The 22,246-nt window shown below is 67.7% G+C and carries 19 protein-coding genes; 8 read left to right on the top strand and 11 right to left on the bottom strand.

Annotation, left to right across the window (positions count from 1 at the left end; genetic code table 11):
• Positions 1 to 16: 16 nt before the first annotated feature.
• Entirely contained in the window at positions 17 to 2,602 is a 2,586-nt protein-coding gene (gene acnB, locus ABIC51_RS32755; RefSeq protein ID WP_027789367.1) for a bifunctional aconitate hydratase 2/2-methylisocitrate dehydratase, read from the bottom strand.
• Positions 2,603 to 3,291: 689 nt separating this feature from the next.
• Between acnB and ABIC51_RS32750 the strand changes: the two genes are divergently transcribed.
• On the top strand, positions 3,292 to 4,047 hold the full coding sequence (locus ABIC51_RS32750; RefSeq protein WP_226127954.1) for a BPL-N domain-containing protein: 756 nt from the start codon (positions 3,292 to 3,294) through the stop codon (positions 4,045 to 4,047).
• 11 nt (positions 4,048 to 4,058) lie between these two features.
• Here the strand turns inward: ABIC51_RS32750 and ABIC51_RS32745 are convergent, their stop codons facing one another.
• The 3 genes from ABIC51_RS32745 to ABIC51_RS32735 form a co-directional block, all read right to left on the bottom strand.
• The gene (locus tag ABIC51_RS32745) at positions 4,059 to 4,532 is read right to left on the bottom strand and encodes a nuclear transport factor 2 family protein (protein ID WP_048022623.1); all 474 of its coding nucleotides are present in this window, start codon (positions 4,530 to 4,532) and stop codon (positions 4,059 to 4,061) included.
• 304 nt (positions 4,533 to 4,836) lie between these two features.
• Entirely contained in the window at positions 4,837 to 5,085 is a 249-nt protein-coding gene (locus ABIC51_RS32740; protein ID WP_021161497.1) for a hypothetical protein, read from the bottom strand.
• Positions 5,086 to 5,716: 631 nt separating this feature from the next.
• Positions 5,717 to 6,151: a universal stress protein gene (locus ABIC51_RS32735; protein ID WP_060206788.1), complete on the bottom strand. Its 435-nt coding sequence runs from the start codon at positions 6,149 to 6,151 to the stop codon at positions 5,717 to 5,719.
• A 368-nt stretch (positions 6,152 to 6,519) separates the two neighbouring features.
• On the opposite strand from ABIC51_RS32735, the gene ABIC51_RS32730 reads away from it, so the two are divergent.
• From ABIC51_RS32730 to ABIC51_RS32705, 6 genes are all read left to right on the top strand, one after another.
• Positions 6,520 to 8,004 carry an amidase gene (locus tag ABIC51_RS32730; RefSeq protein WP_226127952.1) on the top strand — a complete coding sequence of 495 codons (1,485 nt, stop codon included), beginning with the start codon at positions 6,520 to 6,522 and terminating at the stop codon, positions 8,002 to 8,004.
• 590 nt (positions 8,005 to 8,594) lie between these two features.
• On the top strand, positions 8,595 to 9,281 hold the full coding sequence (locus tag ABIC51_RS32725) for a hypothetical protein (RefSeq protein WP_027789362.1): 687 nt from the start codon (positions 8,595 to 8,597) through the stop codon (positions 9,279 to 9,281).
• Between the two features lie 119 nt (positions 9,282 to 9,400).
• Positions 9,401 to 10,231, top strand: a complete 831-nt coding sequence (locus ABIC51_RS32720; RefSeq protein WP_146253870.1) for an arylamine N-acetyltransferase family protein — start codon at positions 9,401 to 9,403, stop codon at positions 10,229 to 10,231.
• Positions 10,232 to 10,318: 87 nt separating this feature from the next.
• Positions 10,319 to 10,495: a ribbon-helix-helix protein, CopG family gene (locus ABIC51_RS32715; protein ID WP_021161490.1), complete on the top strand. Its 177-nt coding sequence runs from the start codon at positions 10,319 to 10,321 to the stop codon at positions 10,493 to 10,495.
• 1 nt (position 10,496) lies between these two features.
• Positions 10,497 to 10,847 carry a VOC family protein gene (locus ABIC51_RS32710; protein WP_146253871.1) on the top strand — a complete coding sequence of 117 codons (351 nt, stop codon included), beginning with the start codon at positions 10,497 to 10,499 and terminating at the stop codon, positions 10,845 to 10,847.
• Positions 10,848 to 10,854: 7 nt separating this feature from the next.
• The gene (locus ABIC51_RS32705; protein WP_146253872.1) at positions 10,855 to 11,715 is read left to right on the top strand and encodes a class I SAM-dependent methyltransferase; all 861 of its coding nucleotides are present in this window, start codon (positions 10,855 to 10,857) and stop codon (positions 11,713 to 11,715) included.
• Positions 11,716 to 11,780: 65 nt separating this feature from the next.
• On the opposite strand, the gene ABIC51_RS32700 is transcribed toward ABIC51_RS32705, so the two are convergent.
• The 4 genes from ABIC51_RS32700 to ABIC51_RS32685 form a co-directional block, all read right to left on the bottom strand.
• Positions 11,781 to 16,622: an NAD-glutamate dehydrogenase gene (locus tag ABIC51_RS32700; protein WP_334053889.1), complete on the bottom strand. Its 4,842-nt coding sequence runs from the start codon at positions 16,620 to 16,622 to the stop codon at positions 11,781 to 11,783.
• A gap of 195 nt (positions 16,623 to 16,817) precedes the next feature.
• Complete coding sequence (locus ABIC51_RS32695) at positions 16,818 to 17,006, bottom strand: 4-oxalocrotonate tautomerase (protein WP_027789356.1); 189 nt, start codon at positions 17,004 to 17,006, stop codon at positions 16,818 to 16,820.
• 59 nt (positions 17,007 to 17,065) lie between these two features.
• On the bottom strand, positions 17,066 to 17,842 hold the full coding sequence (locus ABIC51_RS32690; RefSeq protein ID WP_175853101.1) for a class II aldolase/adducin family protein: 777 nt from the start codon (positions 17,840 to 17,842) through the stop codon (positions 17,066 to 17,068).
• Positions 17,817 to 18,710, bottom strand: a complete 894-nt coding sequence (locus tag ABIC51_RS32685; protein WP_175897579.1) for an urea transporter — start codon at positions 18,708 to 18,710, stop codon at positions 17,817 to 17,819. Before ABIC51_RS32685 ends, ABIC51_RS32690 begins: the two co-directional genes overlap by 26 nt.
• Positions 18,711 to 18,967: 257 nt before the next feature.
• Here ABIC51_RS32685 and ABIC51_RS32680 point away from each other — a divergent pair, with 257 nt between their 5' ends.
• Positions 18,968 to 19,528, top strand: a complete 561-nt coding sequence (locus ABIC51_RS32680; protein WP_175853097.1) for a putative glycolipid-binding domain-containing protein — start codon at positions 18,968 to 18,970, stop codon at positions 19,526 to 19,528.
• Here ABIC51_RS32680 and ABIC51_RS32675 read toward each other — a convergent pair.
• Genes ABIC51_RS32675 through ABIC51_RS32665 form a run of 3 tightly spaced genes read right to left on the bottom strand, consistent with a single transcriptional unit; the run spans position 19,483 to position 22,236 of the window.
• On the bottom strand, positions 19,483 to 20,394 hold the full coding sequence (locus ABIC51_RS32675; RefSeq protein WP_027789352.1) for an alpha/beta fold hydrolase: 912 nt from the start codon (positions 20,392 to 20,394) through the stop codon (positions 19,483 to 19,485). The two genes, ABIC51_RS32680 and ABIC51_RS32675, sit on opposite strands and share 46 nt — an antisense overlap.
• Before the next feature lie 4 nt (positions 20,395 to 20,398).
• On the bottom strand, positions 20,399 to 21,304 hold the full coding sequence (locus ABIC51_RS32670) for a metal-dependent hydrolase (protein WP_027789351.1): 906 nt from the start codon (positions 21,302 to 21,304) through the stop codon (positions 20,399 to 20,401).
• On the bottom strand, positions 21,301 to 22,236 hold the full coding sequence (locus tag ABIC51_RS32665; RefSeq protein ID WP_021156860.1) for an SDR family NAD(P)-dependent oxidoreductase: 936 nt from the start codon (positions 22,234 to 22,236) through the stop codon (positions 21,301 to 21,303). Before ABIC51_RS32665 ends, ABIC51_RS32670 begins: the two co-directional genes overlap by 4 nt.
• Positions 22,237 to 22,246: the final 10 nt, after the last annotated feature.

The following is a 22,246-nucleotide window of genomic DNA, read 5'->3' as shown; positions in this document are numbered from 1 at the left end:
AGCCCGTCGCGCGTGCTTACATCTGCACGGTGTCGGCCACTTCCTTGAAGTCTTCGATCTGGTCGAAGTTCATGTACTTGTAGATCTTGTCGCCGTTGGCGCTGAGCACGCCCATGTCCGCCATGTACTCTTCCTTGGTCGGGATCTTGCCCAGACGCGAGCAGATGGCCGCCAGTTCCGCCGAGCCGAGATACACGTTCGTGTTCTTGCCGAGACGGTTCGGGAAGTTGCGGGTCGACGTCGACATGACCGTCGCGCCTTCGCGCACCTGAGCCTGGTTACCCATGCACAGCGAGCAGCCCGGCATTTCGGTACGCGCACCTGCCGTGCCGAACACGCCGTAGTGGCCTTCTTCCGTCAGCTGCTTCTGGTCCATCTTGGTCGGCGGCGCGACCCACAGCTTGACCGGGATGTCGCGCTTGCCTTCGAGCAGCTTCGATGCGGCACGGAAGTGACCGATGTTGGTCATGCACGAGCCGATGAACACTTCGTCGATCTTGGCGCCGGCGACGTCCGACAGCGTCTTCACGTCGTCCGGGTCGTTCGGGCAGGCGACGATCGGCTCGTGGATGTCGGCGAGGTCGATCTCGATGACGGCCGCGTACTCGGCGTCGGCATCCGGCGACAGCAGTTGCGGGTCGGCCAGCCACTGCTCCATCGCCGCGATACGGCGCTGCAGGCTGCGCGGATCCTGGTAGCCCTGCGCGATCATCCACTTCAGCAGCGTGATGTTGCTGTTCAGGTATTCGATGATCGGTTCCTTGTTCAGGCGCACCGAGCAACCGGCGGCCGAACGCTCGGCGGACGCATCCGACAGCTCGAACGCTTGCTCGACCTTCAGGTCGGGCAGGCCTTCGATTTCGAGGATGCGGCCCGAGAAGATGTTCTTCTTGCCTTGCTTGGCGACCGTCAGCATGCCTTGCTTGATCGCGTACAGCGGGATCGCGTTGACGAGGTCACGCAGCGTGACGCCCGGCTGCATCTTGCCCTTGAAGCGGACCAGCACCGATTCCGGCATGTCCAGCGGCATCGTGCCGGTGGCGGCCGCGAACGCGACCAGGCCCGAACCTGCCGGGAAGCTGATGCCGATCGGGAAACGCGTGTGCGAATCGCCGCCGGTGCCGACGGTGTCGGGTAGCAGCATGCGGTTCAGCCACGAGTGGATCACGCCGTCGCCCGGGCGCAGCGCGATACCGCCGCGCGTGCTGATGAAGTTCGGCAGCGTCTGGTGCGTCTTCACGTCGACCGGCTTCGGATACGCGGCGGTGTGGCAGAACGACTGCATCACGAGGTCGGCCGAGAAGCCGAGGCAGGCGAGATCCTTCAGTTCGTCGCGGGTCATCGGGCCCGTGGTGTCCTGCGAGCCGACCGAGGTCATCTTCGGTTCGCAGTACGTGCCCGGGCGCACGCCCTGGCCTTCCGGCAGACCGCATGCGCGGCCGACCATCTTCTGCGCGAGCGAGAAGCCCTTGCCGCTGTCGGCCGGCTGGTGCGGCAGGCGGAACAGCGTCGACGGCGCGAGGCCCAGCGCTTCACGCGCCTTCGCGGTCAGGCCGCGGCCGATGATCAGCGGAATGCGGCCGCCGGCGCGCACTTCGTCGAACAGCACGTCGGACTTGACCTGGAATTCGGCGATCACGTTGCCGTCCTTCAGCGCCTTGCCTTCATACGGGCGCAGTTCGACCACGTCGCCCATTTCCATCTGCGACACGTCGAGCTCGATCGGCAGCGCGCCGGCGTCTTCCATCGTGTTGTAGAAGATCGGGGCGATCTTGCCGCCGAGGCACACGCCGCCGAAGCGCTTGTTCGGCACGAACGGGATGTCTTCGCCGGTGAACCACAGCACCGAGTTGGTGGCCGACTTGCGCGAGGAGCCGGTGCCGACCACGTCGCCCACGTAGGCGACCAGGTGACCCTTTTCCTTCAGCGATTCGATGAACTTGACCGGGCCGCGCTTGCCGTCTTCTTCCGGCGTGATGCCCGGGCGTGCGTTCTTCAGCATCGCCAGCGCGTGCATCGGGATGTCCGGGCGGGTGGTGGCGTCCGGAGCCGGCGACAGGTCGTCGGTGTTCGTTTCGCCCGTCACCTTGAACACGGTGATGGTCAGGCTTTGCGGCACTTCCGGACGGCTCGTGAACCATTCGGCGTCGGCCCAGCTTTGCAGCACGGCTTTCGCGTGCGCGTTGCCCTTGTCGGCGAGTTCCTTGACGTCATGGAACTGGTCGAACATCAGCAGGGTTTTCTTCAGTGCGTCAGCGGCGACGGCAGCGACTGCCTCGTCGGACAGCAGTTCGATCAGCGGCTGGATGTTGTAACCGCCCAGCATCGTGCCGAGCAGTTCGGTGGCGCGTTCGCGCGAGATCAGCGGGCAGGCGGTCTCGCCCTTGGCCACGGCGGCCAGGAAGCCGGCCTTCACGCGGGCGGCTTCGTCGACGCCGGCCGGCACGCGATGGGTGATCAGGTCGACGAGCGTCTGCTCTTCGCCGGCAGGCGGGTTGGTCAGCAGTTCCACCAGTTCGGCGGTCTGCTGAGCCGTCAGCGGCAGGGGAGGAATACCGAGCGCGGCGCGGGCGGCCACGTGAGCACGAAAGTTTTCAAGCATGGGGAGACCTGCTGATATTGCGTTTGAGGGGAAGGCCTTGCCGGCACTCCGGGGCTGTTCCAGGCACTGCTTTGAGCGGGATTCTAATCTCAATGATCTGTAACGTCAAATGTCTTATGTCTTATATAAGAGTTGAGACTTGGGGCATGGGAAAACGCGGTGGCGCGGGGGAGCCGGTGTATGCGGACGTGTTTCGGCGGCGCGCCGGGGCATGCTTGCGGGCGCGGTGTCTCGGGTGTCCCGACTGTTGATGGGAGAAGCGGGGGCGGCGGTGTGCGTGACCGGGATCCGGGGGCGTCCGTCTGCGCCGGGTCGCCCGCGTTGCGGCGCCGGCCGCTGTCGTGTGAGCAGGCAAGCGGCGCCCGAGGCTGCCGCCCGCGCGGGGGCGCTACCGGTTACGAAGCCCGGAAGCCCGGAAGCCCGGAAGCACGGAAGCCCGGAAGCACGGAAGCACGGGAGCACGGGAGCACGGGAGCACGGGAGCACGGGAGCACGGGAGCACGGAAGCCGGCGGCGCACATTTCTGCACAAGCACACAGGAAACGGTACACACATACCGCTTTCGGGCGCATACGCTGTATTTCACGTGCCTTTCAGCGATATTTCAAAAAAAGCGGGGCATTGGCGCGTGCCGGTCGCTTCGTCGTGAACGGCCGGCCGTTAACCCTCAAGTCCCGTCAATCCGGAACATGCGATCCAGAGAATCGATTTTCGTTGTCCTGTCGCTCGTCGCGTCGTCGCTCGTTCATGCGGCGGCGGCCGACGACGAAACGCGCGGCTTCGACAGCCGTCCCGTCGCTCTGGTCTATCGCGGCCCGGCCGCATGCGACGGTTGCCCCGAGACGATTGCGAGGCACCTGCGGGAATCCGAGCACAAGTTCCGGGTGTTTTACGTCGGGCCGGCGGAAAAACGCCGGATCACGCCTGCCGTCCTGGCCGGCGCCGCGCTGTATGTCCAGCCAGGCGGCGGGCAGGACATCCCCGGCGCGGCGGCCAGCATCGGGAAAGACTCGATCGAGGCCGTGCGGCACTACGTGTCGAACGGCGGGCGCTATCTGGGCATCTGCATGGGCGCCTACCTGGCGGGTGACCCGGGTTTCGGGCTGGTCGCGGGCGAGATCGACTCGGAGGTCGACCGGCCGCGCTCGACGCTTCACGGTATCGCGGACACGGTGACGCCGGTGGTATGGCGCGGGAAGAAACGCTGGATCTACTTCCAGGACGGCGCGATGCTCCCGGCCGCCCCTGGCGCGGCCGTGCTGGCGACCTATCCGAACCGCGATATCGCAGCCGCGACCTATCGCTACGGCAAAGGGCGCGTCGGGCTCGTCGGCCCGCATCCCGAAGCCGACGAAAGCTGGTATCGCGAGTACGGTCTCCGGAATCCGGACGGCGTTCTGCCGGACATGGCGTACGACCTGATCAACGCGACGATGAAGCCATGACGTGGCGCGAGCTAATTCCGCCGTGCGCGATACGCGTCGAGATTCTTCCGCGCCTGTGCGCGGATCGCGCGTTGCACGAAAGGCGTCCAGCCGAGCAGCGCGCCTTTCAGTCCGAGCGCCTGACGCGCCCAGCGCCACAGGTCGAAGCTGTCGCGATGCTCGACGATGCGCCCGTCGCGAAACCGGAACCGCGCGTCGATCCGGTTGACCACCATCCGGCCGGTCGTGGTGAACCGGTAATGGGCGATCCATTCGGCGCGCCCGGCCTGCTGATCCGCGGCGACGTCGCTGAACGTCAAGGAAAAGTCCTGCGCACGCGCGACCAGCATGCGCCACATGTCGCGTGCGAGGTCGCCGCGCAGCTCGCCGAACGCGGGATCGCTGAAGACGACGTCATCGGCATAGCAGGCGAGCATCGCGTCGATGTCGCGCTGCTGGAACGCCGTGTAGAAGCGCTGGATCAACTCGGTGTGCGGATGGCTCATCGTTGGGTGGGGTGTCGTTGCAGATGAAACGGAGTCTCGACGCGGCGGCTGGACATTCGTCCGGTTGATCGACGGGGGCGCGCCATACGGCAGGAATGCCCCGATCGAGCGGATGTCGGCGTGTATTCCACGCGACGATGCGGGTCACGCACGGGCGTTCGGCATGGCCGCCGTCCTGAACGTGACATGCGTCGCGACATGTCGCGATATCGATCGAAACAAGCGGGAAGAGATGAGGGCGTGCGCGGCTCCTCCGGTTCAGCCCTCGCGACCCGAACCCGGCCGGAGCGTCGGCGAATGCTCGTCAGCGGTTCGCCAGCGCCACGTCCTGATTGCCGCGCCCCGTCACCAGGCAGCCCGACATGAATGCCTCGCCCTGGCTGCTGGCCGCTGCTTCGCCGAAGCCGCGGCCGAGCGCGTCGACCTTCACTTGCGCGGCGCCCTGTTCGCATGCGAGCGGGCTGGTGTCGCGGCCCTGCGCATGCAGGATCGCGCGATCGCCGATGAGATATGCCAGCAGCGCGAAAACAGCGATATGTACGGCTCGTCTCATGGTTCGTCTCCTCGTCGCACAAGCGTAACGCGGACACGTTCGACGAAGCACTTGGGGGTTCCCCCGGTAAACGTCTGCTGAAACGGGGGCGGGCGGGTTGATCGTGTCCCGTTTTTTGCGTGTTGCGTGGGGAACGAAGGCGCCGCTTCCATGCGGCCGGCGGGCGGAACCGGACGTGCGGCGACGCATTCGCGCGACGGTTTTCTGCGCGACAGGCCCGCGATTCGCGCGAGTTTGACGAATGTCAGGAGACGGGCGGGAGGGGGCGGTCGGACGACCGTTCAGAGCGATAGCATGAATGCATGATTTGACGGAACGCGATCGCGGAGGAATGCATCGGTTCCGGCAAGCAGGTGCGAGTTGAACATCGCTGTCGAAATAGTGAGGAATCCAAATGCTTAACGTCTCTTCCGTCCTGATCAGCCTCGCCCCGATGTGGGCCATCCTGCTCGTTGCGTCTTCGGCAGCCGCCTATTTCGTGTTCTGGCGCAAGGTCATCAAGTAAGCGCAGCGGGAACGCCGGTGCGTGCGTGGGCGGTAACGCTGAACGCGCCCGGGTGTCGCTCCGCTCGCTGCAAACCTGCGGTCCGTCAGCGAACGGCCGCCGTCGCGTTGCCGCGCGTCATCGCCGTCATTGCACGGCTGTGACCGGCACGTTCGAAATCCGCACCAGCCGGCTCATCACGCTGCGGCGGAACACCGACATCAGCGCATGCAACGGATCGTGCCGCGGCGCGACGACCACGATCTCGTCGCACCCCGTCTCCGCCGCCACGGCCGCGATCGTATCGGCCACCGGGCCGACCTTCATCACGACGCTGTACTTGACGCCGGCTTCCCGCAGGATCCGCTCGGCCATGGCCAGGTCGGCGGACGCGAACTTCTCCTCGATCGAACGCAGCCGCGACAGCGGATGGTAGGCCTCGAGCCGCGTCGATTCGAGCGGCGCCTGAACGTTGATCAGCACGATTTCCGACGCGCACCGTTCGCGATACAGGAATGTCGCGTGGCGAACTGCCTGAAGCGAGCGGGGAGAGTGGCCGACCGGAACCAGCAGCTTGAGCATGAACGTTGTCCAGGAGACGAGATGATTCCAGCGTAGCGTGCCGCCGGGACGAACGATCTAAAGAGAACGGGCGACCGCGTAAAAATGTCGTTAACGCGCGCCGTCTCCTGATGCGCCTGATAGAAATATAAGAAATTTAAGTTTATGCGCATAAACGATTTCATCCGCGAGGGCGGCGCGTGCGAAGCGTGGCCAGTCGCCCCGATTTAGTCGGAACCGCAATGAATCGCGGCGGAAAATATCGGAGGTTGCCGAACCGGCGTCGCGTAGAGTAGTGCATCGGCCGCGGCGCGGCCCCGCCCGGCCGTTTCGGGGGGCGTCCGCCGCCATGCGGCCCGCCATCCCGTTCCGATTCCAGGAGACTCCGCATGCCGCACGGCGCCCCGCAGCTTCTCGCTCCCGCTTCCATCCCCGTCGACCCGATCGTGCGCCTGTCGGCCGGCGAACTCGCGTCGGCGATTCGCGGCAAGGCCGTGTCGTGCGTCGAGACGATGCGCGCGTATCTCGATCACGTCGAGCGCGTGAACGGCGCGGTCAACGCGATCGTCGCGCTGCGCGATCGCGACGCGCTGCTCGCCGAAGCCGCGGAAAAGGATGCCGCACTGGCGCGTGGCGAGTACCACGGCTGGATGCACGGGATGCCGCAGGCGCCGAAGGACCTGGCGATGACGAAGGGGCTGCGGACGACCTACGGCTCGCCGATCTTCCGCGAAAACGTGCCGCAGGCCGATTCCGTGTGCGTCGCGCGGATGCGCGCGGCCGGCGCGATCTTCATCGGCAAGACCAACACGCCCGAATTCGGGCTCGGCTCGCACACGTTCAACGAAGTCTACGGCGCGACGCGCAACCCGTACGACCTGACGAAGAGCGCGGGCGGCAGCAGCGGCGGCACGGCGGCGGCGCTCGCGTCGCGGATGCTGCCGGTCGCGGACGGCAGCGATTTCGGCGGTTCGCTGCGCAATCCGGCCGCGTTCTGCAACATCTACGGCTTCCGCCCGTCGCAGGGCCGCGTGCCGCGCTGGCCGGGCGTCGACGTGTTCGTGCAGCAGCTCGGCATCGAAGGGCCGATGGGCCGCACGGTCGGCGACGTCGCGCAGCTGCTCGCGATCCAGGCCGGCTACGACCGCAACGATCCGCTGTCGCTCGAAGAGGATCCGGCCGTGTTCGCGCAGCCGCTCGACACCGACCTGCGCGGCAAGCGCATCGCGTGGGTCGGCGACTGGAACGGCTATCTCGCGACCGAGGCCGGCGTGCTCGCGCTGTGCGAGCAGGGGCTGGCGACGCTGCGCGAGATCGGCTGCGACGTCGATGCCGCACTGCCGGCGTTCGCGCCCGACCGGATCTGGCGCCTGTGGCTCGCGCACCGGCACTTGTTGTCCGGCGGCGGGCTGCTGGCGCACTATCGCGACCCGGCGCGGCGCGCGTTGCTGAAGCCCGAGGCGATCTACGAGGTCGAAGGGCTGCTCGCGATGCAGGGCGCGGCCGTGTTCGAGGCGAGCGTCGAGCGCACCGCGTGGCATCAGGCCGTGCTGAGCTTCTTCGACCGCTACGACTTCATCGCGGCGCCGACCGCGCAGGTGTTCCCGTTCGACGTCGACCAGCGCTGGCCGACGGAGATCGCGGGCCGTGCGATGGATACCTACCACCGCTGGATGGAAACGGTCGTGCCGTGGACGCTGGCCGGCTGCCCGGTGATCAGCGTGCCGGTCGGCTTCAACGATGCGGGGCTGCCGATGGGGATGCAACTGATCGGGCGTCCGCGTGCCGATCTCGCCGTGTTGCAGCTCGCGCGCGGCTACGAGCAGGCGGCCGGCTGGGTGGACGGGCGGCTGCCGGCGTGGATGGCGGGGTGATACGGCGGCCGGGCGATAGCCGGTTGCGGAGGGGGGCAAGCGGGCGGCGTCGAGCCGCTCGTTTTGTTTTTGTTTCCGAACGTGTTGCCGGGGCATGTCACGCCGAGCCCGTGGCGCGGGCGCGTTGCGCGACGGCATGAAGTCATGCCAATGACGCGGCACGGAACGTTCTGCGTCACGCTGCGCCGTGCTGTTCGTCGGCGCGCGTCACGCCGATCCCGGCACGGGCGCATTTGCGCGACGGTGTGGCGTCATGTGATTGACGCGGTCCGGCACGTTCCGCGTCACATGCCGCCGGTCGATGTTGAATCCGACGTGCGGTTCAAGACGTGCGACGGCTGCAGGCCACCGGCCGCGTCACCGTGCGGACGCCGACATTCGCCGCCATTGATGCGGCTCGAGAACGAATGTCGGGACACGCGTGATATCGCGTGGCATACCCGGACGAATCCGCTCGAGCGCGTACGCCGGCGGCGGAATTACAAGCCTTCGCGTCTCATGATTTCGTTTCGATGTGTTTCAGTCGTTGCGGCGGCGCGCGGCGCGCTTCGACAATATCGGCCTCGATCATTCCGGCACGAGGAACACACATGAAACACATTCGCGCGACGGGCCGGTACCTGGCCTCGGCAGGCATCGCGTTCGGCATCCTGGCAAGCGGCGCCGCGCACGCGCAGCTCGACCTGCAGTCGCTCGGCGCGTCGCTGCTCGGCGGCGGGCAGCAGCAGGCGGCGCCCGCGCAGGGCGGCGTTTCCCAATTGCTGCAGGCTTACGTCGGCGCGAACCAGCAGGTACTGACCGGCCAGTCTTCGCTCGCGTCGGCGATGGGCCTGACCGGCGCGGCCGGGCAGGCGCAGCAGGCCGCGAGCCAGCTGGCCGGCGGCGATGCGCTGACGCCCGCCGCGCTGTCGCAGATGGGCGGCGCGCAGCAATCGGTGTCGCAGGCGCTCGGCCAGGCGTTCGCGAGCGGCGGCGCGACGCACGGGCCGATCGACAAGCAGGCGTTCAGCAACGGCCTCGCGTCGCTCGGGCAGGGGCTCACGCAGTATTCGCAGCTGCAGTCGGGGCTCGGCAATCTCGGCTCGACGAGCGCGGCGTCGCTGTTGCAGTCGGGCCTGAATCCGCAGAACATGCAGGCTGCGTCATATATCGCGCAAAGTGCGCCGGGCCAGCTGCAGTCGCTCGCGGCGACGCTCAGCCAGGCCGTGCAGTTCGCGACGAGCCAGGGCATTTCGGTGCCGTCGGTCGCGTCGTCCGCGCTGAAGCTGCTGCCGTAACGTTGCGCAGGGCCGCGCGATGCCGTGCCGGCATCGCGCGCGACGACGAAGATCGCCCCGCACAACATGGGGATTTCGCGCGATGTTATCGTGGCGTGTCCCTTTTTCGGTGCAGGTTCATGACTGACTCGTTCGACCTCTCGCGCTATTTCTCCCGCATCGGCTACGACGGCCCGGTCGAGCCGACGCTCGACGTGCTGCGCCGGCTGCACCTGCTGCACCCGCAAGCGATTCCGTTCGAAAACCTCAATCCGCTGACCGGCGCGCGCGTCGCGCTCGACCTGCCCGCGATCGTCGACAAGGTGATCGAACGCCGCCGCGGCGGCTACTGCTTCGAACTCAACAAGCTGTTCTACGCCGCGCTCACGACGATCGGCTTTCGCGTGACGCCGATGATCGCGCGTGTGCGCTGGATGCAGCCGCCGGAAGTCGCCACCGCGCATACGCACATGCTGCTGCGCATCGATCTCGACGGCGCGGCCTGGCTCGCCGACATCGGCTTCGGCAGCGCCACGCTGACCGCGCCGCTACGTTTCGTGCCGGGCGAGCGGCAATTGACGCCGCACGGCGCGTTCCGCGTCGTCGCCGCGCCGGTCGACGGTGAATTCGAGATGCAGATCGAGACGCCTGACGGCTGGCAGACCACCTACCGCTTCCAGCCGAAGCGGGTCGAATGGATCGATTACGACGCTGCGAACTGGTTTACGTCGACGTATCCCGAATCGATCTTCCTGCACAACCTGATCGCATGCCGCGTGCTGCCGGACGGCCGCGCTGCGCTGCGCAACACCACGCTGACGATCCGCGATGCGGCGGGCGCCGGGCACTCCGTCACGTTCGACGATGCGGCCGCATGGGGCGCGTGCCTGCGCGACACGATCGGCATCGATACGACGGGATTCGATCTCGACGCGCTGTTCGCGCGGCTGGCGGCGCGCGCTGCGGCCTAGCGCGGGCTCACGATACCCGATCGCGGCTCGCGCAAATGGGCTGCATCCGTACTTGATTTTTACTAGATTGCTAGCATACTAGCTCCCATGACCGACGAAGAAGTGAAGCAATTCAACGTGTACCTGCCGCTGAGCCTGATCCGGCAGGTCAAGCATCGCGCCATCGAAACGGAGCAATCGCTGTCCGCGCTGGTGGCCGATGCATTGCGCGCGTACCTGGCCGCGCCGCAGCCGGGCGCGGGACCGTCCATCGAGGAGGAGTGACATGTCATCCGAGCGAATCGAAGCCGTATACCTGACGACGCACAACTGGGGCAAGTCGGCGAAGTTTTTCCAGGCGCTGGGCTTCACGCTGGAGTTCGAAACCGATCACAACTCGGGCCAGCTGCGCCATGGCGACGGCCCCTTCCTGTTCATCGCCGAAGTGCCGCCGGGCGAAACGCCGGACATGCAGGTCGTGCTCAAGGTGCCGAATGAACAGGCGGTGCAGCCGCAGCCGATCGTCGACGTCGTCACGCCGTTCGAGGATACGCACTGGAGCACGCGCGACATGACCGTACGCGATCCGGACGGTCGCGTGTGGCGCCTGCAGGCACCAGGGCAGCAGGGTGCGTGAGGCCGACATGACCGAACCCCGCGAAAGCGCCCCCGACAGCACCGCCGCGCGCGTCGCGCTGTGGCGTGCGCTGCACGTCGAACTCGATGCGCCGCCGCATGTGCTCGCCGACGAAGTCGGGCGGCAATTGCTCGCACCGGAACCCGGCTGGCAGCAGCGCGGTGACATGGATCCGCAGTTCACGCGGCCGTTTCGCGCGTCGATCGTCGCGCGGGCGCGCTTCATCGAGGATCTCGTGGTGGAGCAGGCCGCGCGCGGCGTGAGCCAGTACGTGATCCTCGGCGCAGGGCTCGACAGCTTCGTGCAGCGTCGGCCCGACATGGCGTCGCGTGTGACCGTCTTCGAAGTCGACCAGCCGGCGCCGCAGCGCTGGAAGCAACGGCGCCTCGTCGAGCTGGGCTTCGGCGTGCCCGACTGGCTGCGTTTCGTGCCTGTCGATTTCGAGGCGAAACAATCGTGGCGCGCGGCGCTCGTCGGTGCGGGCTTCGATGCCGGCAAGCCGGCGGTCGTCGTGTCCACCGGCGTCAGCATGTACCTGACGTGCGGGGCGAACGCGGCCGCGTTGCGCGAAGTCGCCTCGCTCGCGCCGGGCTCGACGCTCGCGATGACGTTCCTGCTGCCGCTGGAACATGCGGATCCGGACGTGCGCCCGGGGCTGGAAATGGCCGCGAAGGGCGCGCGCGCAAGCGGCACGCCGTTCATCAGCTTCTTCATGCCGGCACAGATGCAGGCGCTCGCGCGGGAGGCCGGCTTCACGAAGACCGAGCACGTTTCGGCTGCCGAACTGACGCGTCGCTATTTCGCGGATCGTGCGGACGGACTCAGGCCGCCGAACAACGCGGAGGAACTGCTGGTCGCGACGGTCTAGCCTCGCGCGTACGCAGGCATGTCGGCAGCGCGCCGGTTCCGGTCACGCGGAACCGGCCAGCCTGGTCACGCGCGTTCGAGCACGGCCATTTCCCGCACGACCACGAGCAGCACCGCGAGGCTCGCGCCGCCGGACGCGCGCAAGTCGGCGAGCAGGTGCTCGTAGCGTGCGAGCGCGGCTTCGCGGCGCGCGCGCCACGCGCCGACGATCGTCTCCGGCGTGGTCGAATCCGGCGATTCCGCAAGCGCGCTCGACGCGAGCGTGCGCTTGAGGCGCGCGACTTCCGCGAGCGCGGCCGCGCGCGCCAGCATGTCCCAGTGCGTCGGGGTCGGCAGCGTCGCCGCGCGCTCGCCGATCCAGCTGTAATTGAGCAGCGTGCCGAGCGAGAAATACACGCCCGCGACGAGTTCGAGGCTGCGGTTGCTGGTCGCGGCCACTTCGGCGATGTCGAGCAGCGCGGCCGAGATGTCGCCGCTCGCGACGCGCACCGCGAGCGCGCTGTCGACGCCGGCTTCCACCAGCACGCGCTGCCGCTCGGACAGCGCTTCGAGATCGTCGGCCGGCAACAGCGACGGCAGTTGCGGCGCAAGCCGCTCGGCCGCGTCGCGGCAGCGCGCGATCAGCTCGGCGACGCCGCCGTCGGCCACCGCGCCGGATTGCAGATGCCGCAGGAACCACAGCGCCGCGCGTTCCAGCAGCCGCGCGACGTCGACGAACATGCGCGCCTGCACGTCGTCGGCGACGCGGTTGTCGAGCGCATCGATGTCGCGCCACACGGCATCGAGGTCGAACACGTCGCGCGCCATGATGCAGGCCCGCACGATGTCGCCGGGCTTCGCGTCGGTTTCCTCCATCAGCCGGTGCACGAATGCGCAGCCGACGCGGTTCACGAGCGCGTTGGTCAGATGCGTCGCGAGGATCTCGCGGCGCAGCGGATGGCGGCGCATCGGTTCGCTGAAGCGCTGCTGCAGCGGCTTGGGGAAGTAGTCGACGAGCATCGCGGCAACCAGCGGATCCTCGGGCACGTCGGATTCGAGCAGCGCGTCGTACAGCCACATCTTGCTGTACGCGAGCAGCACCGCGCGTTCCGGCGACGTGAGGCCGAGCTTCGCGGCTTGCCGTTCGGCGACTTCGTCGTCGGTCGGCAGGAATTCGATCACGCGGTTCAGGCGGCCCGCGCGTTCGAGCCAGCGCATCAGGCGCGCCTCGGCATCGAGCAGCTCGACCGCATAACGACCGGCGATCGACAGCGCCTGCGTCTGGTAGTAGTTGTCGCGCAGCACGAGCAGCCCGACTTCGTCGGTCATCTCCGCGAGCAGGGCGTTGCGCTGCTTCTCGGTCATCTCGCCGTCGGACACGACGAGCCCGAGCAGGATCTTGATGTTGACTTCGTGATCCGAACAATCGACGCCGGCCGAGTTGTCGATCGCGTCGGTGTTGATGCGGCCGCCGCGCTGCGCGAACTCGATCCGGCCAAATTGCGTGCAGCCGAGGTTGCCGCCTTCGCCGACGACCTTGCAGCGCAGGTCCGCGCCGTTCACGCGCACCGCGTCGTTCGCGCGGTCGCCCACTTGCAGGTGGGTTTCGCGCGCCGCCTTCACGTAGGTGCCGATGCCACCGTTGTACAGCAGGTCGACCGGCGCCTGCAGGATCGCGCGGATCAGCTCGGCCGGCGGCAGCGCGTGCGCGTCGATGCCGAGCGCGGCCTGCACGGCGGGCGACAGCGGGATCGTCTTCGCGGTGCGCGGATAGACGCCGCCGCCCGCCGAGATCGCGGCCGGATCGTAGTCGGCCCAGCTCGAGCGTTCGAGCGCGAACATGCGTGCGCGCTCCGCGAAGCTCGTCGCGGGATCGGGGTTCGGGTCGAGGAACACGTGCCGGTGATCGAACGCGGCGACGAGCCGGATATGCGGCGACAGCAGCATCCCGTTGCCGAACACGTCGCCCGACATGTCGCCGACGCCGACTACTGTGAAGTCGGTCGTCTGCGTATCGATGCCCATCTCGCGGAAGTGGCGCTTGACCGATTCCCACGCGCCGCGCGCGGTGATCGCCATCTTCTTGTGGTCGTAGCCGACCGAGCCGCCGGACGCGAACGCGTCGTCGAGCCAGAAGCCGTATTCGTGCGAGATCGCGTTCGCGTAGTCGGAGAAGGTGGCCGTGCCCTTGTCGGCGGCGACCACCAGGTACGGATCGTCGGGGTCGTGCCGCACCACGTCGGGCGGCGGCACGATCGCGTTGCCGGCCAGGTTGTCGGTCAGGTCGAGCAGGCCGCGCAGGAAGGTCTGGTAACACGCGATGCCTTCGCGCATCCACGCTTCGCGATCGCTCGGCGGCGGCGGGTTCTTCACGACGAAGCCGCCTTTCGAGCCGACCGGCACGATCACGACGTTCTTCACCATCTGCGCCTTCATCAGCCCGAGCACTTCGGTGCGGAAATCCTCGCGGCGATCCGACCAGCGCAGGCCGCCGCGCGCGACGCGCCCGCCGCGCAGGTGCACGCCCTCGACGCGCGGCGAATACACCCAGATCTCGAACATCGGCTTCGGCTCGGGCAGCCCGGGCACCTTCGCCGGATTGAACTTGAACGACAGGTACGGTTTCGATTCGCCGTTTGCGTCGACGAGGAAGTAGTTCGTGCGCTCGGTCGCGTTGATCACGCCGAGGAACTGCCGCAGGATGCGGTCTTCGTCGAGGTTCGGCACCTGGTCGAGCGCACTTTCGATCGCCTTCAGCAGCCGCTCGGCCTGCACGTCGCGCGTGTCGCCGGTGGCCGGGTCGAAGCGCAGCAGGAACAGCTCGACGAGCTGCCGTGCGATCGCCGGGTTGCCGGTCAGCGCGCGCTCGATATACGCGTCGCTGAAGGTCGAGCCGACTTGCCGCAGATACTTCGCATACGCGCGCAGGATCGTCACTTCGCGCGCACTCAGATGGGCGCGCAGCACGAGGCGGTTGAAGTCGTCGTTCTCGATCCGGCCGCTCCAGATCTGGTCGAACGCATCCTCGAACAGGCCTTTCACGCGCTCGATGTCGAATTCGGTGTCGTCCGCGAGCTCGAGGCCGAAGTCGTGCACCCACGCATGCGCGGCGTCCTGCGTCTGGATCCGGTACGGCCGCTCCTCGTCCACGCGCACGCCGAGATGCTCGAGCATCGGCAGGCTGCGCGACAGCGCGATCGGGTCGCCCGCGCGATAGACCTTGAAGCGGAACGCACGCGCTTCCGCCTCGATCGGCCGGTACAGGTTCATCGCGAGCTGCCCCGAATCCTTCACCCGCTCGATCAGCTCGATGTCGCGCACGGCCGTGCGCGCCGGATAGTCGTCGCGGTAGCCGGCCGGGAACGAATCGGCATAGCGCTGCAGCAGCCGGTTGCCTTGCTCTTCGCCGAAGGCGTCGAGCAGCGCGTCGGCGAGATCGTCCTGCCAGCGGCGCGTGACCTGCACGAGCCGCGTTTCGAGCTCGCGCGTGTCGACGTCGGGCATCGTGCCCGGTTCCGCATGCACGACGAAATGAATGCGCGCGATCGCCGATTCCGACAGCAGCGGCGTGAATTCGACGGTCACGCCGTTGTACGCATCGACGAGCAGCTTCGCGATGCGCCGGCGCAGGTCGGTGTTGTACTTGTCGCGCGGCACGAACACGAGGCACGACACGAAGCGGTCGAAGCGGTCGCGCCGCACGAACAGGCGCGTGCGCTGGTGTTCCTGCAGCCGCAGGATGCCGAGCGCGATGTCGTAGAGCTGGTCTTCGTCGGCCTGGAACAGTTCGTCGCGCGGATAGGTTTCGAGCACCGTCACGAGCGACTTGCCGAGATGCCCCTTCGGCAGGAAGCCCGCGCGCCGCACGATGTTCGCGCACTTGCGGCGCACGATCGGGATCTCGGTATACGAACCGAAATAGGAGGTCGACGTGTAGAGCCCGATGAAGCGGCGCTCGCCGGTGACCTTGCCGTCGGCGCCGACGAGCTTCACGCCCACGTAGTCGAGATAGCCGGGCCGGTGCACGGTCGCGCGCGAATTCGCCTTGGTCAGGAAGATCGGCCAGGCGCCGGTGATGATGTCGGCGGCGGCCTGCGGCAGCGGCGTGACGTCGGGGGCGCCGGACGTGCGCAGCGATTCGCGCAGGATGCCGAAGCCGGTGCCCTCGATGCCGCGCAGCCCGAAGCCCGTGCCGTCGGACACGAGCGCGTAGTCGCGCTGGCCGAGGAACGTGAAGTGATCGGCGGCCATCCATTCGAGGAACGCGCGCGCCTCGATGTCTTCCGCGGTCGATTCGCGCGCCTTCATCTCCTTGACCGTCGCGCGGGCGATGTCGACGATCTTCGGCCAGTCTTCCACCGATGCGCGCACGTCGCCGAGCACGTGCGCGATGTCGTTGCGCAAGGTGTTGAGCAGCGCGGCATCGCCGCAGCGATCGACTTCGAAATGGATGAACGACGCGAGCTGCGACTGGCCGTCGCCGGGCGTCGCGCCGCCCGCATCGACGCGCTCGATGCCGCCGTCGGCGCCGCGCCAGATGCGGAACACCGGGTGCAGTGCCGAATGCAGCGCGAGCCCGAGGCGGTTGACGGCCATCGTCACCGAATCGACGAGGAACGGCATGTCGTCGTTGACGATCTCGATGACCGTGTGGTCGGAATGCCAGCCGTGCTGTTCGAGGATCGGGTTGTACACGCGCAGCCGTTCGCTGCCGGGCACGAATTTCTGGGCGGTCTGCCAGTGCGCCATCGCGGCGCCGTAGAGATCGGCGATGCCGCGGCTCTGCAGATCGTCGGCATCGGCGAAATCGTAGTAATGACGCAGGAAGGGTTCGACGATCCGGAACGTGGCTTCGGGCAGGCGCCCGCGCGCGAATTCGACGACGTCCGAGAGCAGATGTGCGACGACTTCCTCGTGCTTCGCTTCCATGGCGGTCTCCTCGTCGGGTGGCCATCGGCTGCTGCGTCTGAGCCGCATTATATGCACCGATCGCGTGACAATGCGATGTGCGCGCGCACATCGGGAGGCGGAGAAGGAAGCCGCCTGCAGCGCCGCCGGACGGGCGCCGCAGGTGATGAATCAGTGTGATGCAGGCGGGCGTTCAAGCATCGCCGGGTGTGACGTTCAGCGCTCGTCGCTCCACAGCTTCCCGGCCGTCGCCCAGTTCTCCTTCTTCACGTCGGTGAGGATGATGTCGACCGAGCCCGGCTCGCAGCCGAGCGTCTCGCAGGTGACGCGCGTGATTGCTTCGACGAATTCGCGCTTCTGTTCGACGGTGCGGCCTTCGAAGAGCTGGATATTGAAAGTCGGCATGACAAGTGCTCCGGTTGAGTGTGTCGGGTTCGGCCGCGATCGCGGCCAGGGATGCGGCGTCAGTCGCGATACGACGGATCGATTCGGTCAAGCCGGCGCAGCAACGCCGGCCATTCCAGTTCGCCTTCGATCGCGCCGCCGTCGCGCAGTTGTTCGGCGGTGCGGTCGGCCACCGCCGGGGCGGGCAGCACGAGCGGCCCGCCGCCGGCCTGCGCGCGCACCTGGATATCGCAGGCCTTGATCAGCGTGTCCATCAGCACATAGGCTTCGGCGACGGTGCGGCCAACCGTCAGCGTGCCGTGGTTGCGCAGCAGCATCGCGGATTTCGCGCCGAGGCTCGCGGTCAGCCGCGCGCCTTCGGCCGGCGAGAACGCGAGCGCCTCGTAGTCGTGGTACGCGAGGTCGCCGTGAAAGCGCAGCGCGTGCTGCGACGCGGGCAGCAGCCCGTCGCGCTGGATCGATACGGCGATGCCGGCCGTATTGTGCAGATGCATCACGCAGACGGCGTCGGCGCGGGCGGCATGCACGGCCGCGTGCAGCGCGAAGCCCGTCACGTTGACCGCGTGCTCGCCGGCGCCGATCCGGTTGCCGGCCAGGTCGATCTTCACGAGGTTCGATGCGCGGACCTCGTCGAACGTCAGGCCGAACGGATTGATCAGGAAGTGGCCGGGCTCGCCGGGCACGGTCGCGGAAAGATGCGTGTAGATCAGGTCGTCCCAGCCGTTCAGCGCGACGAGCCGGTAGGCGGCGGCGAGGTCGACGCGCAGCCGGCGTTCGGCGTCCGAGATCGGGCCGCCCGGTTTCACGGCATCAGGACGGTGTGCGAATGACGACATCGGGTTCTCCGAAGGTGAGGCGGCGCGCGACGGCTACGGTCACCCACGATGCAAGGGCGAACGGCGCCGTGAACACGGGGATGCCGACGCGCATCGCGAGCCACTGGATCAGCGCGCCGAGTGCGGCGGCTGCAAGTGCCGCGCGCGGGCCGCGCGACATCAGCGCCAGTGCGGCGAGCGCGCCGTTGAAGCCGAGCAGGCCGTCGGCGAACAGCGCGCCGTTCGCGCCGAGCATGAGCAGCAGCACGGTCGACACGATCGCGCCGCCGAGCGCGAACGCGGCCGCGCGGCGCGACGCGACGGCGAGGCCGGCGACGATCAGCGCGCCGGCCCATGCGCCTTGCGCGAAGGTGGTCTGAGCAACACCCGACAGCAATGCGTCGGTGACGGACGATGGCGTCAGTGCCACGCCGGCCGTCGCATCGGTCGCGTGTTGCGGTGCGACAAGCGGCAGCCACAGCGCGGTGACGGCGAGGCACGGGCTCGAATACGGGCACTGGCGCCAGCGGGCGAGCGGCGTGCGCATCGCGCGCTGCACGAGCGCCGCGCCGATTGCGGCCAGCGGCGCCAGCGCGACGGCTGCAAGGGAAGCGGGCGCGAACAGCGCCGCGATCAGCGCGGCGAGCGCGCCGTTGAAGCCGTGCAGCCCCTGTTCGACGTCGTGACGCTCGGCGCCCGTCAGCACGGCGGTCATGCTGGCGGCGGCCGAGCCGAGCAGCGCCGCGCACGCCAGCCGCAGGTCGGTCAGCGCCAGCGCGGCCAGCAGCAGCGCGCCGGTGAGCGCGTTCGCCTGCAGTACGATCTGACCGATGCCGCGCAGCAGAATGCGCAGGTCGATCGACGGCGAGGCGGAGCGGGCGGTAGGCATGATGGCGGCGGAACAGGACGAGCCGCGAGCATAGGACACAATCCGATGCACCGGAATAGGGAATTCTGGATAGTCAGGATTTGTCGGCGCTGCCCCGAAATGGGGAATGCGGGCGGCCGGCCATGTCCTGGCGGGCGTTGCATTGGCGTTTTTCGGGGCGAACGTTTCGCGGTGAGGGAATTCAGGCATCCGCCGGCGTTTTCGTCGGTGGATTCGTGCGACAGTGTCCCGCAGCGGGGAAACCGGGAGGGGGAACGATGCGTGAAGTGCGATGGGCGTCGCTCGAAGGCGACGGGGTCGAACATCTGGCGTTCGACCGGAGCGGCGGCGGGATCGTCGTCGAAAGCGCGGTGGTCGGCCAGCGGTACGGCCGTGCGTACGGGCTCGCGTATCGCGTCGAGTGCGACGCGCACTGGCGCGTGACGTATGCGGTGTTGAAGGTGATGGGCGGCGGCACGCTCGAACTGCGCGGCGACGGCGAAGGCCACTGGCGCGACGGCGCGGGCCGTGCGCTGCCCGAACTCGACGGCTGCGTCGACATCGACATCGCGGCGACGCCGTTCACGAACGCGCTGCCGATCGGCCGCCTTGGGCTCGCGCGCGGCGAGCGGCGGCCGATCGACGTCGCGTACGTCTCGACGCCGGACCTGAAGGTCACGCCGGTCAAGCAGGCTTACGCGTGCATCGAGCCGGGCCGGCGCTACCGCTACGAAGGCATCTTCCGGAATTTCACCGCCGAGATGGACATCGATGAAGACGGGCTCGTGATCGACTACGAGACGCTGTTCAGACGCCTGCCGGCGCTGACGGGCCGCTGAACCGCGGCGTTCGCGACGGCCGGCCGCTCCTGCGCGGACGCGAAGCGGTCGATCCGAGACGCGATGATGTCGGGGTGGCGCAGCACGACCCAGTGGCTGCCGTCGATTTCCTCGCGCACGTGGTCGCCGAGCCAGCGGTCGAGGTCGACCGACATTTCGGGCGTCACGTAGCGGTCGCGCACCGGCACGAGGATCTGCACCGGCGCCTGCGCATATCGTTCGCGGGGTTTGCGCGCCCGCGCAAGGAAGTTCGCGCGGTAAAGCTGCATGCCGTTCAGCGCATTCTTCAGTTGCACGGGATCGCGCTCGGCACGCACGCGTTCGGTGATCTGCAGCCAGCGCGGCCACAGCGCCGCGCCGCCGAGCCGCCACACCAGCGACGGCACGACCGGCAAGTGGAAGAACGCGATGTACCACGACTTCAGGCTCTGCTTGAGCCGCATCTTCGCGCGGAACACGTGATCGAGGCATGGGCCCGAGATCGACGTGTACGACGCGATCCGGCCGCGGAACGCGGGGTCGGTCACGGCCTCCCAGCACTGGATCGAGCCCCAGTCGTGACCGACGAGATGGAACGGCCGGCCGCCGCAGGTCGCGTCGGCCACCGCCTTCAGGTCGCCGGCGAGCCGTTCGAGCGTGTAGTCGGCGCGGCGGCGCGGTGCATCGGACGCGCCGGCGCCGCGCACGTCGTACGCGATCACGCGGTAGCGCTTCGCGAGCCGCGCGCGGATCGGCGCCCACACGGCCGCCGAATCGGGGTAGCCGTGCACGAGAATCAGCGGCGGGGCGCGACGCGACCCGCTCACGTAGACGGCGAGTTTCACGTCGCCGGACTGGACGGTCAGCATCTCGTGGGCGCGCGCCATGGCGTCATGCCTGCGCAACCGGGTGCAGCGGCACGCGGCGCGGGGCGGCTTGCGCGGCGTAGCGCGCGTTGGTCGCGTCGATGTTCTCGAGCAGCGTGTCGAGCCCCTGCAGGTACTGGTGGTTGTCGTGGTCCCACGGGTGGAAGCCGGGGCGGAAGTAGTCGAGCCATTCGCGCGCGATGCTCGGGAACACGCCGTGTTTCGGGCTGTACAGGTACTTCACGAGCCGCCACATGCCGCCGAACTTGCCGTGTTCGCGACGGTGCGCACGCATCAGGCGCACGTGGAAGTCGAACACGATCGTCCAGAAGAACACGGTCGTGGTCAGCATCGTGCCCGTGCGCAGCAGGTAGCTGCCGAGGCCCGGCTTCATCACGGTGGTCCATACGTCGTACGACACGGCCTTGTGCTCGGTTTCCTCCATCGCATGCCACATCCACATCTGCTGGTAGCCTTCGACCGAGCCGTCGATCCGGTGCTCGTGGCCCGACAGCAACTGGTTCGCGAGGATCGCCGTGTAGTGCTCGAGCGCGATCGTGATCGCGAGCTGCATCGAATGCGGCAGCACCTTCTTGAACCAGCCGAGGATCGTCCACAGGCGCTTGTCGAGCTTGTGCGCGGGCAGGCCGGACGACTGCAGCAGGTCGTTGTATTCGATGTGCTCGCGCGTGTGCATCGCCTCCTGGCCGATGAAGCCGAGTACCTGCTTCTTCAGTTCGGGATCCTCGATCCGGTCGCGATAGTTGCGCACCGAATCCATGAAGAAGCGTTCGCCGGCCGGGAACAGCAGCGACAGCGCGTTCATGAAGTGCGTGACCGGCACGCCCTGCACGTGCCAGTCCTTCGCGCGTTCCGGCGGCAGCGCGAAACGGATGTCGCGCCGCACCGGCATCATGTTCGGGGTCGTCATGATTGTTCTCCTCCCTGATTGCCTGCATTGTTGTAGGTGGCGTGCAGCGGCGCGGGCGCCGGCGTGCCGCGGGCGGCGTCACGGCGCGCGCGGGCGGCCTCGCGGCGCGTCGCGAACACGACGAGCGCCTGGTACGCGGACGGCAGCACGCGCGCCATCCAGTCGCCGGCCTTCGCGTCGCGGCCGATCAGCACGCGGCGCTTGTTCTTGCGCACGCCCGCGAGGATCGTGCGCGCGGCATCGTCGGCGGTCGTGATGAAGAACTTCTCGAACGTGTCGCGGCCTTGCTGCTCGCTCGCGACCATGAAGCCGACCATGTTCTTCGACACGCGGCTCGCCTGCGCGATGTTCGTGCGGATGCCGCCCGGATGCACGCAGGTCGCCGATACGCCGCACTTCATCATGTCGAGTTCCTGGCGCAGCGATTCGGTGAAGCCGCGCACCGCGAACTTGGTCGCGTTGTAGCCGCTCATGCCCGGTTGCGCGAAGATCCCGAACAGGCTCGACGTGTTGATCACGTGGCCGTCGCCCGATGCCTTCAGGTACGGCAGGAATGCCTTCGTGCCGTGCACGACGCCCCAGAAATTGATGTTCACGATCCACTCGAGATCGTTGTAGTCCATCCCTTCGATCGTGCTCGACAGCGCGACGCCCGCGTTGTTGAAGATCAGGTTGACCTTGCCGTGTTCTTTCGCGGTGTCGTCGGCCCACGCGAACATTGCATCGCGCTCGCCGACGTCGAGCACGCGCGTCGAGACACGCACGTTCGGCGCGATCGTACGGACGATCCGTTCGGTTTCGGCGAGGCCGACGCCGTTCTTGTCGGCGAGCGACACGTGGCAGCCTGCCTGTGCGAGCTGGATCGCGAGCGAGCGGCCCATGCCCGAGCCGGCACCGGTGATCGCGGCGACCTTGTTGGCGAAATCTCTCATGTCGGTTGCT

The sequence above is a fragment of the Burkholderia sp. 572 genome, assembly GCF_040545135.1.
GTDB classification, from domain to species: domain Bacteria; phylum Pseudomonadota; class Gammaproteobacteria; order Burkholderiales; family Burkholderiaceae; genus Burkholderia; species Burkholderia cepacia.
This window is presented reverse-complemented; position numbering and strand designations above follow the sequence as displayed.

Coding starts and splice junctions, on each gene's coding strand:
- acnB (WP_027789367.1), bottom strand. CDS start 2,602: ATGCTTGAAAACTTTCGTGCTCACGTGGCCGCCCGCGCCGCGCTCGGT.
- ABIC51_RS32750 (WP_226127954.1), top strand. CDS start 3,292: ATGCGATCCAGAGAATCGATTTTCGTTGTCCTGTCGCTCGTCGCGTCG.
- ABIC51_RS32745 (WP_048022623.1), bottom strand. CDS start 4,532: ATGAGCCATCCGCACACCGAGTTGATCCAGCGCTTCTACACGGCGTTC.
- ABIC51_RS32740 (WP_021161497.1), bottom strand. CDS start 5,085: ATGAGACGAGCCGTACATATCGCTGTTTTCGCGCTGCTGGCATATCTC.
- ABIC51_RS32735 (WP_060206788.1), bottom strand. CDS start 6,151: ATGCTCAAGCTGCTGGTTCCGGTCGGCCACTCTCCCCGCTCGCTTCAG.
- ABIC51_RS32730 (WP_226127952.1), top strand. CDS start 6,520: ATGCCGCACGGCGCCCCGCAGCTTCTCGCTCCCGCTTCCATCCCCGTC.
- ABIC51_RS32725 (WP_027789362.1), top strand. CDS start 8,595: ATGAAACACATTCGCGCGACGGGCCGGTACCTGGCCTCGGCAGGCATC.
- ABIC51_RS32720 (WP_146253870.1), top strand. CDS start 9,401: ATGACTGACTCGTTCGACCTCTCGCGCTATTTCTCCCGCATCGGCTAC.
- ABIC51_RS32715 (WP_021161490.1), top strand. CDS start 10,319: ATGACCGACGAAGAAGTGAAGCAATTCAACGTGTACCTGCCGCTGAGC.
- ABIC51_RS32710 (WP_146253871.1), top strand. CDS start 10,497: ATGTCATCCGAGCGAATCGAAGCCGTATACCTGACGACGCACAACTGG.
- ABIC51_RS32705 (WP_146253872.1), top strand. CDS start 10,855: ATGACCGAACCCCGCGAAAGCGCCCCCGACAGCACCGCCGCGCGCGTC.
- ABIC51_RS32700 (WP_334053889.1), bottom strand. CDS start 16,622: ATGGAAGCGAAGCACGAGGAAGTCGTCGCACATCTGCTCTCGGACGTC.
- ABIC51_RS32695 (WP_027789356.1), bottom strand. CDS start 17,006: ATGCCGACTTTCAATATCCAGCTCTTCGAAGGCCGCACCGTCGAACAG.
- ABIC51_RS32690 (WP_175853101.1), bottom strand. CDS start 17,842: ATGTCGTCATTCGCACACCGTCCTGATGCCGTGAAACCGGGCGGCCCG.
- ABIC51_RS32685 (WP_175897579.1), bottom strand. CDS start 18,710: ATGCCTACCGCCCGCTCCGCCTCGCCGTCGATCGACCTGCGCATTCTG.
- ABIC51_RS32680 (WP_175853097.1), top strand. CDS start 18,968: ATGCGTGAAGTGCGATGGGCGTCGCTCGAAGGCGACGGGGTCGAACAT.
- ABIC51_RS32675 (WP_027789352.1), bottom strand. CDS start 20,394: ATGGCGCGCGCCCACGAGATGCTGACCGTCCAGTCCGGCGACGTGAAA.
- ABIC51_RS32670 (WP_027789351.1), bottom strand. CDS start 21,304: ATGACGACCCCGAACATGATGCCGGTGCGGCGCGACATCCGTTTCGCG.
- ABIC51_RS32665 (WP_021156860.1), bottom strand. CDS start 22,236: ATGAGAGATTTCGCCAACAAGGTCGCCGCGATCACCGGTGCCGGCTCG.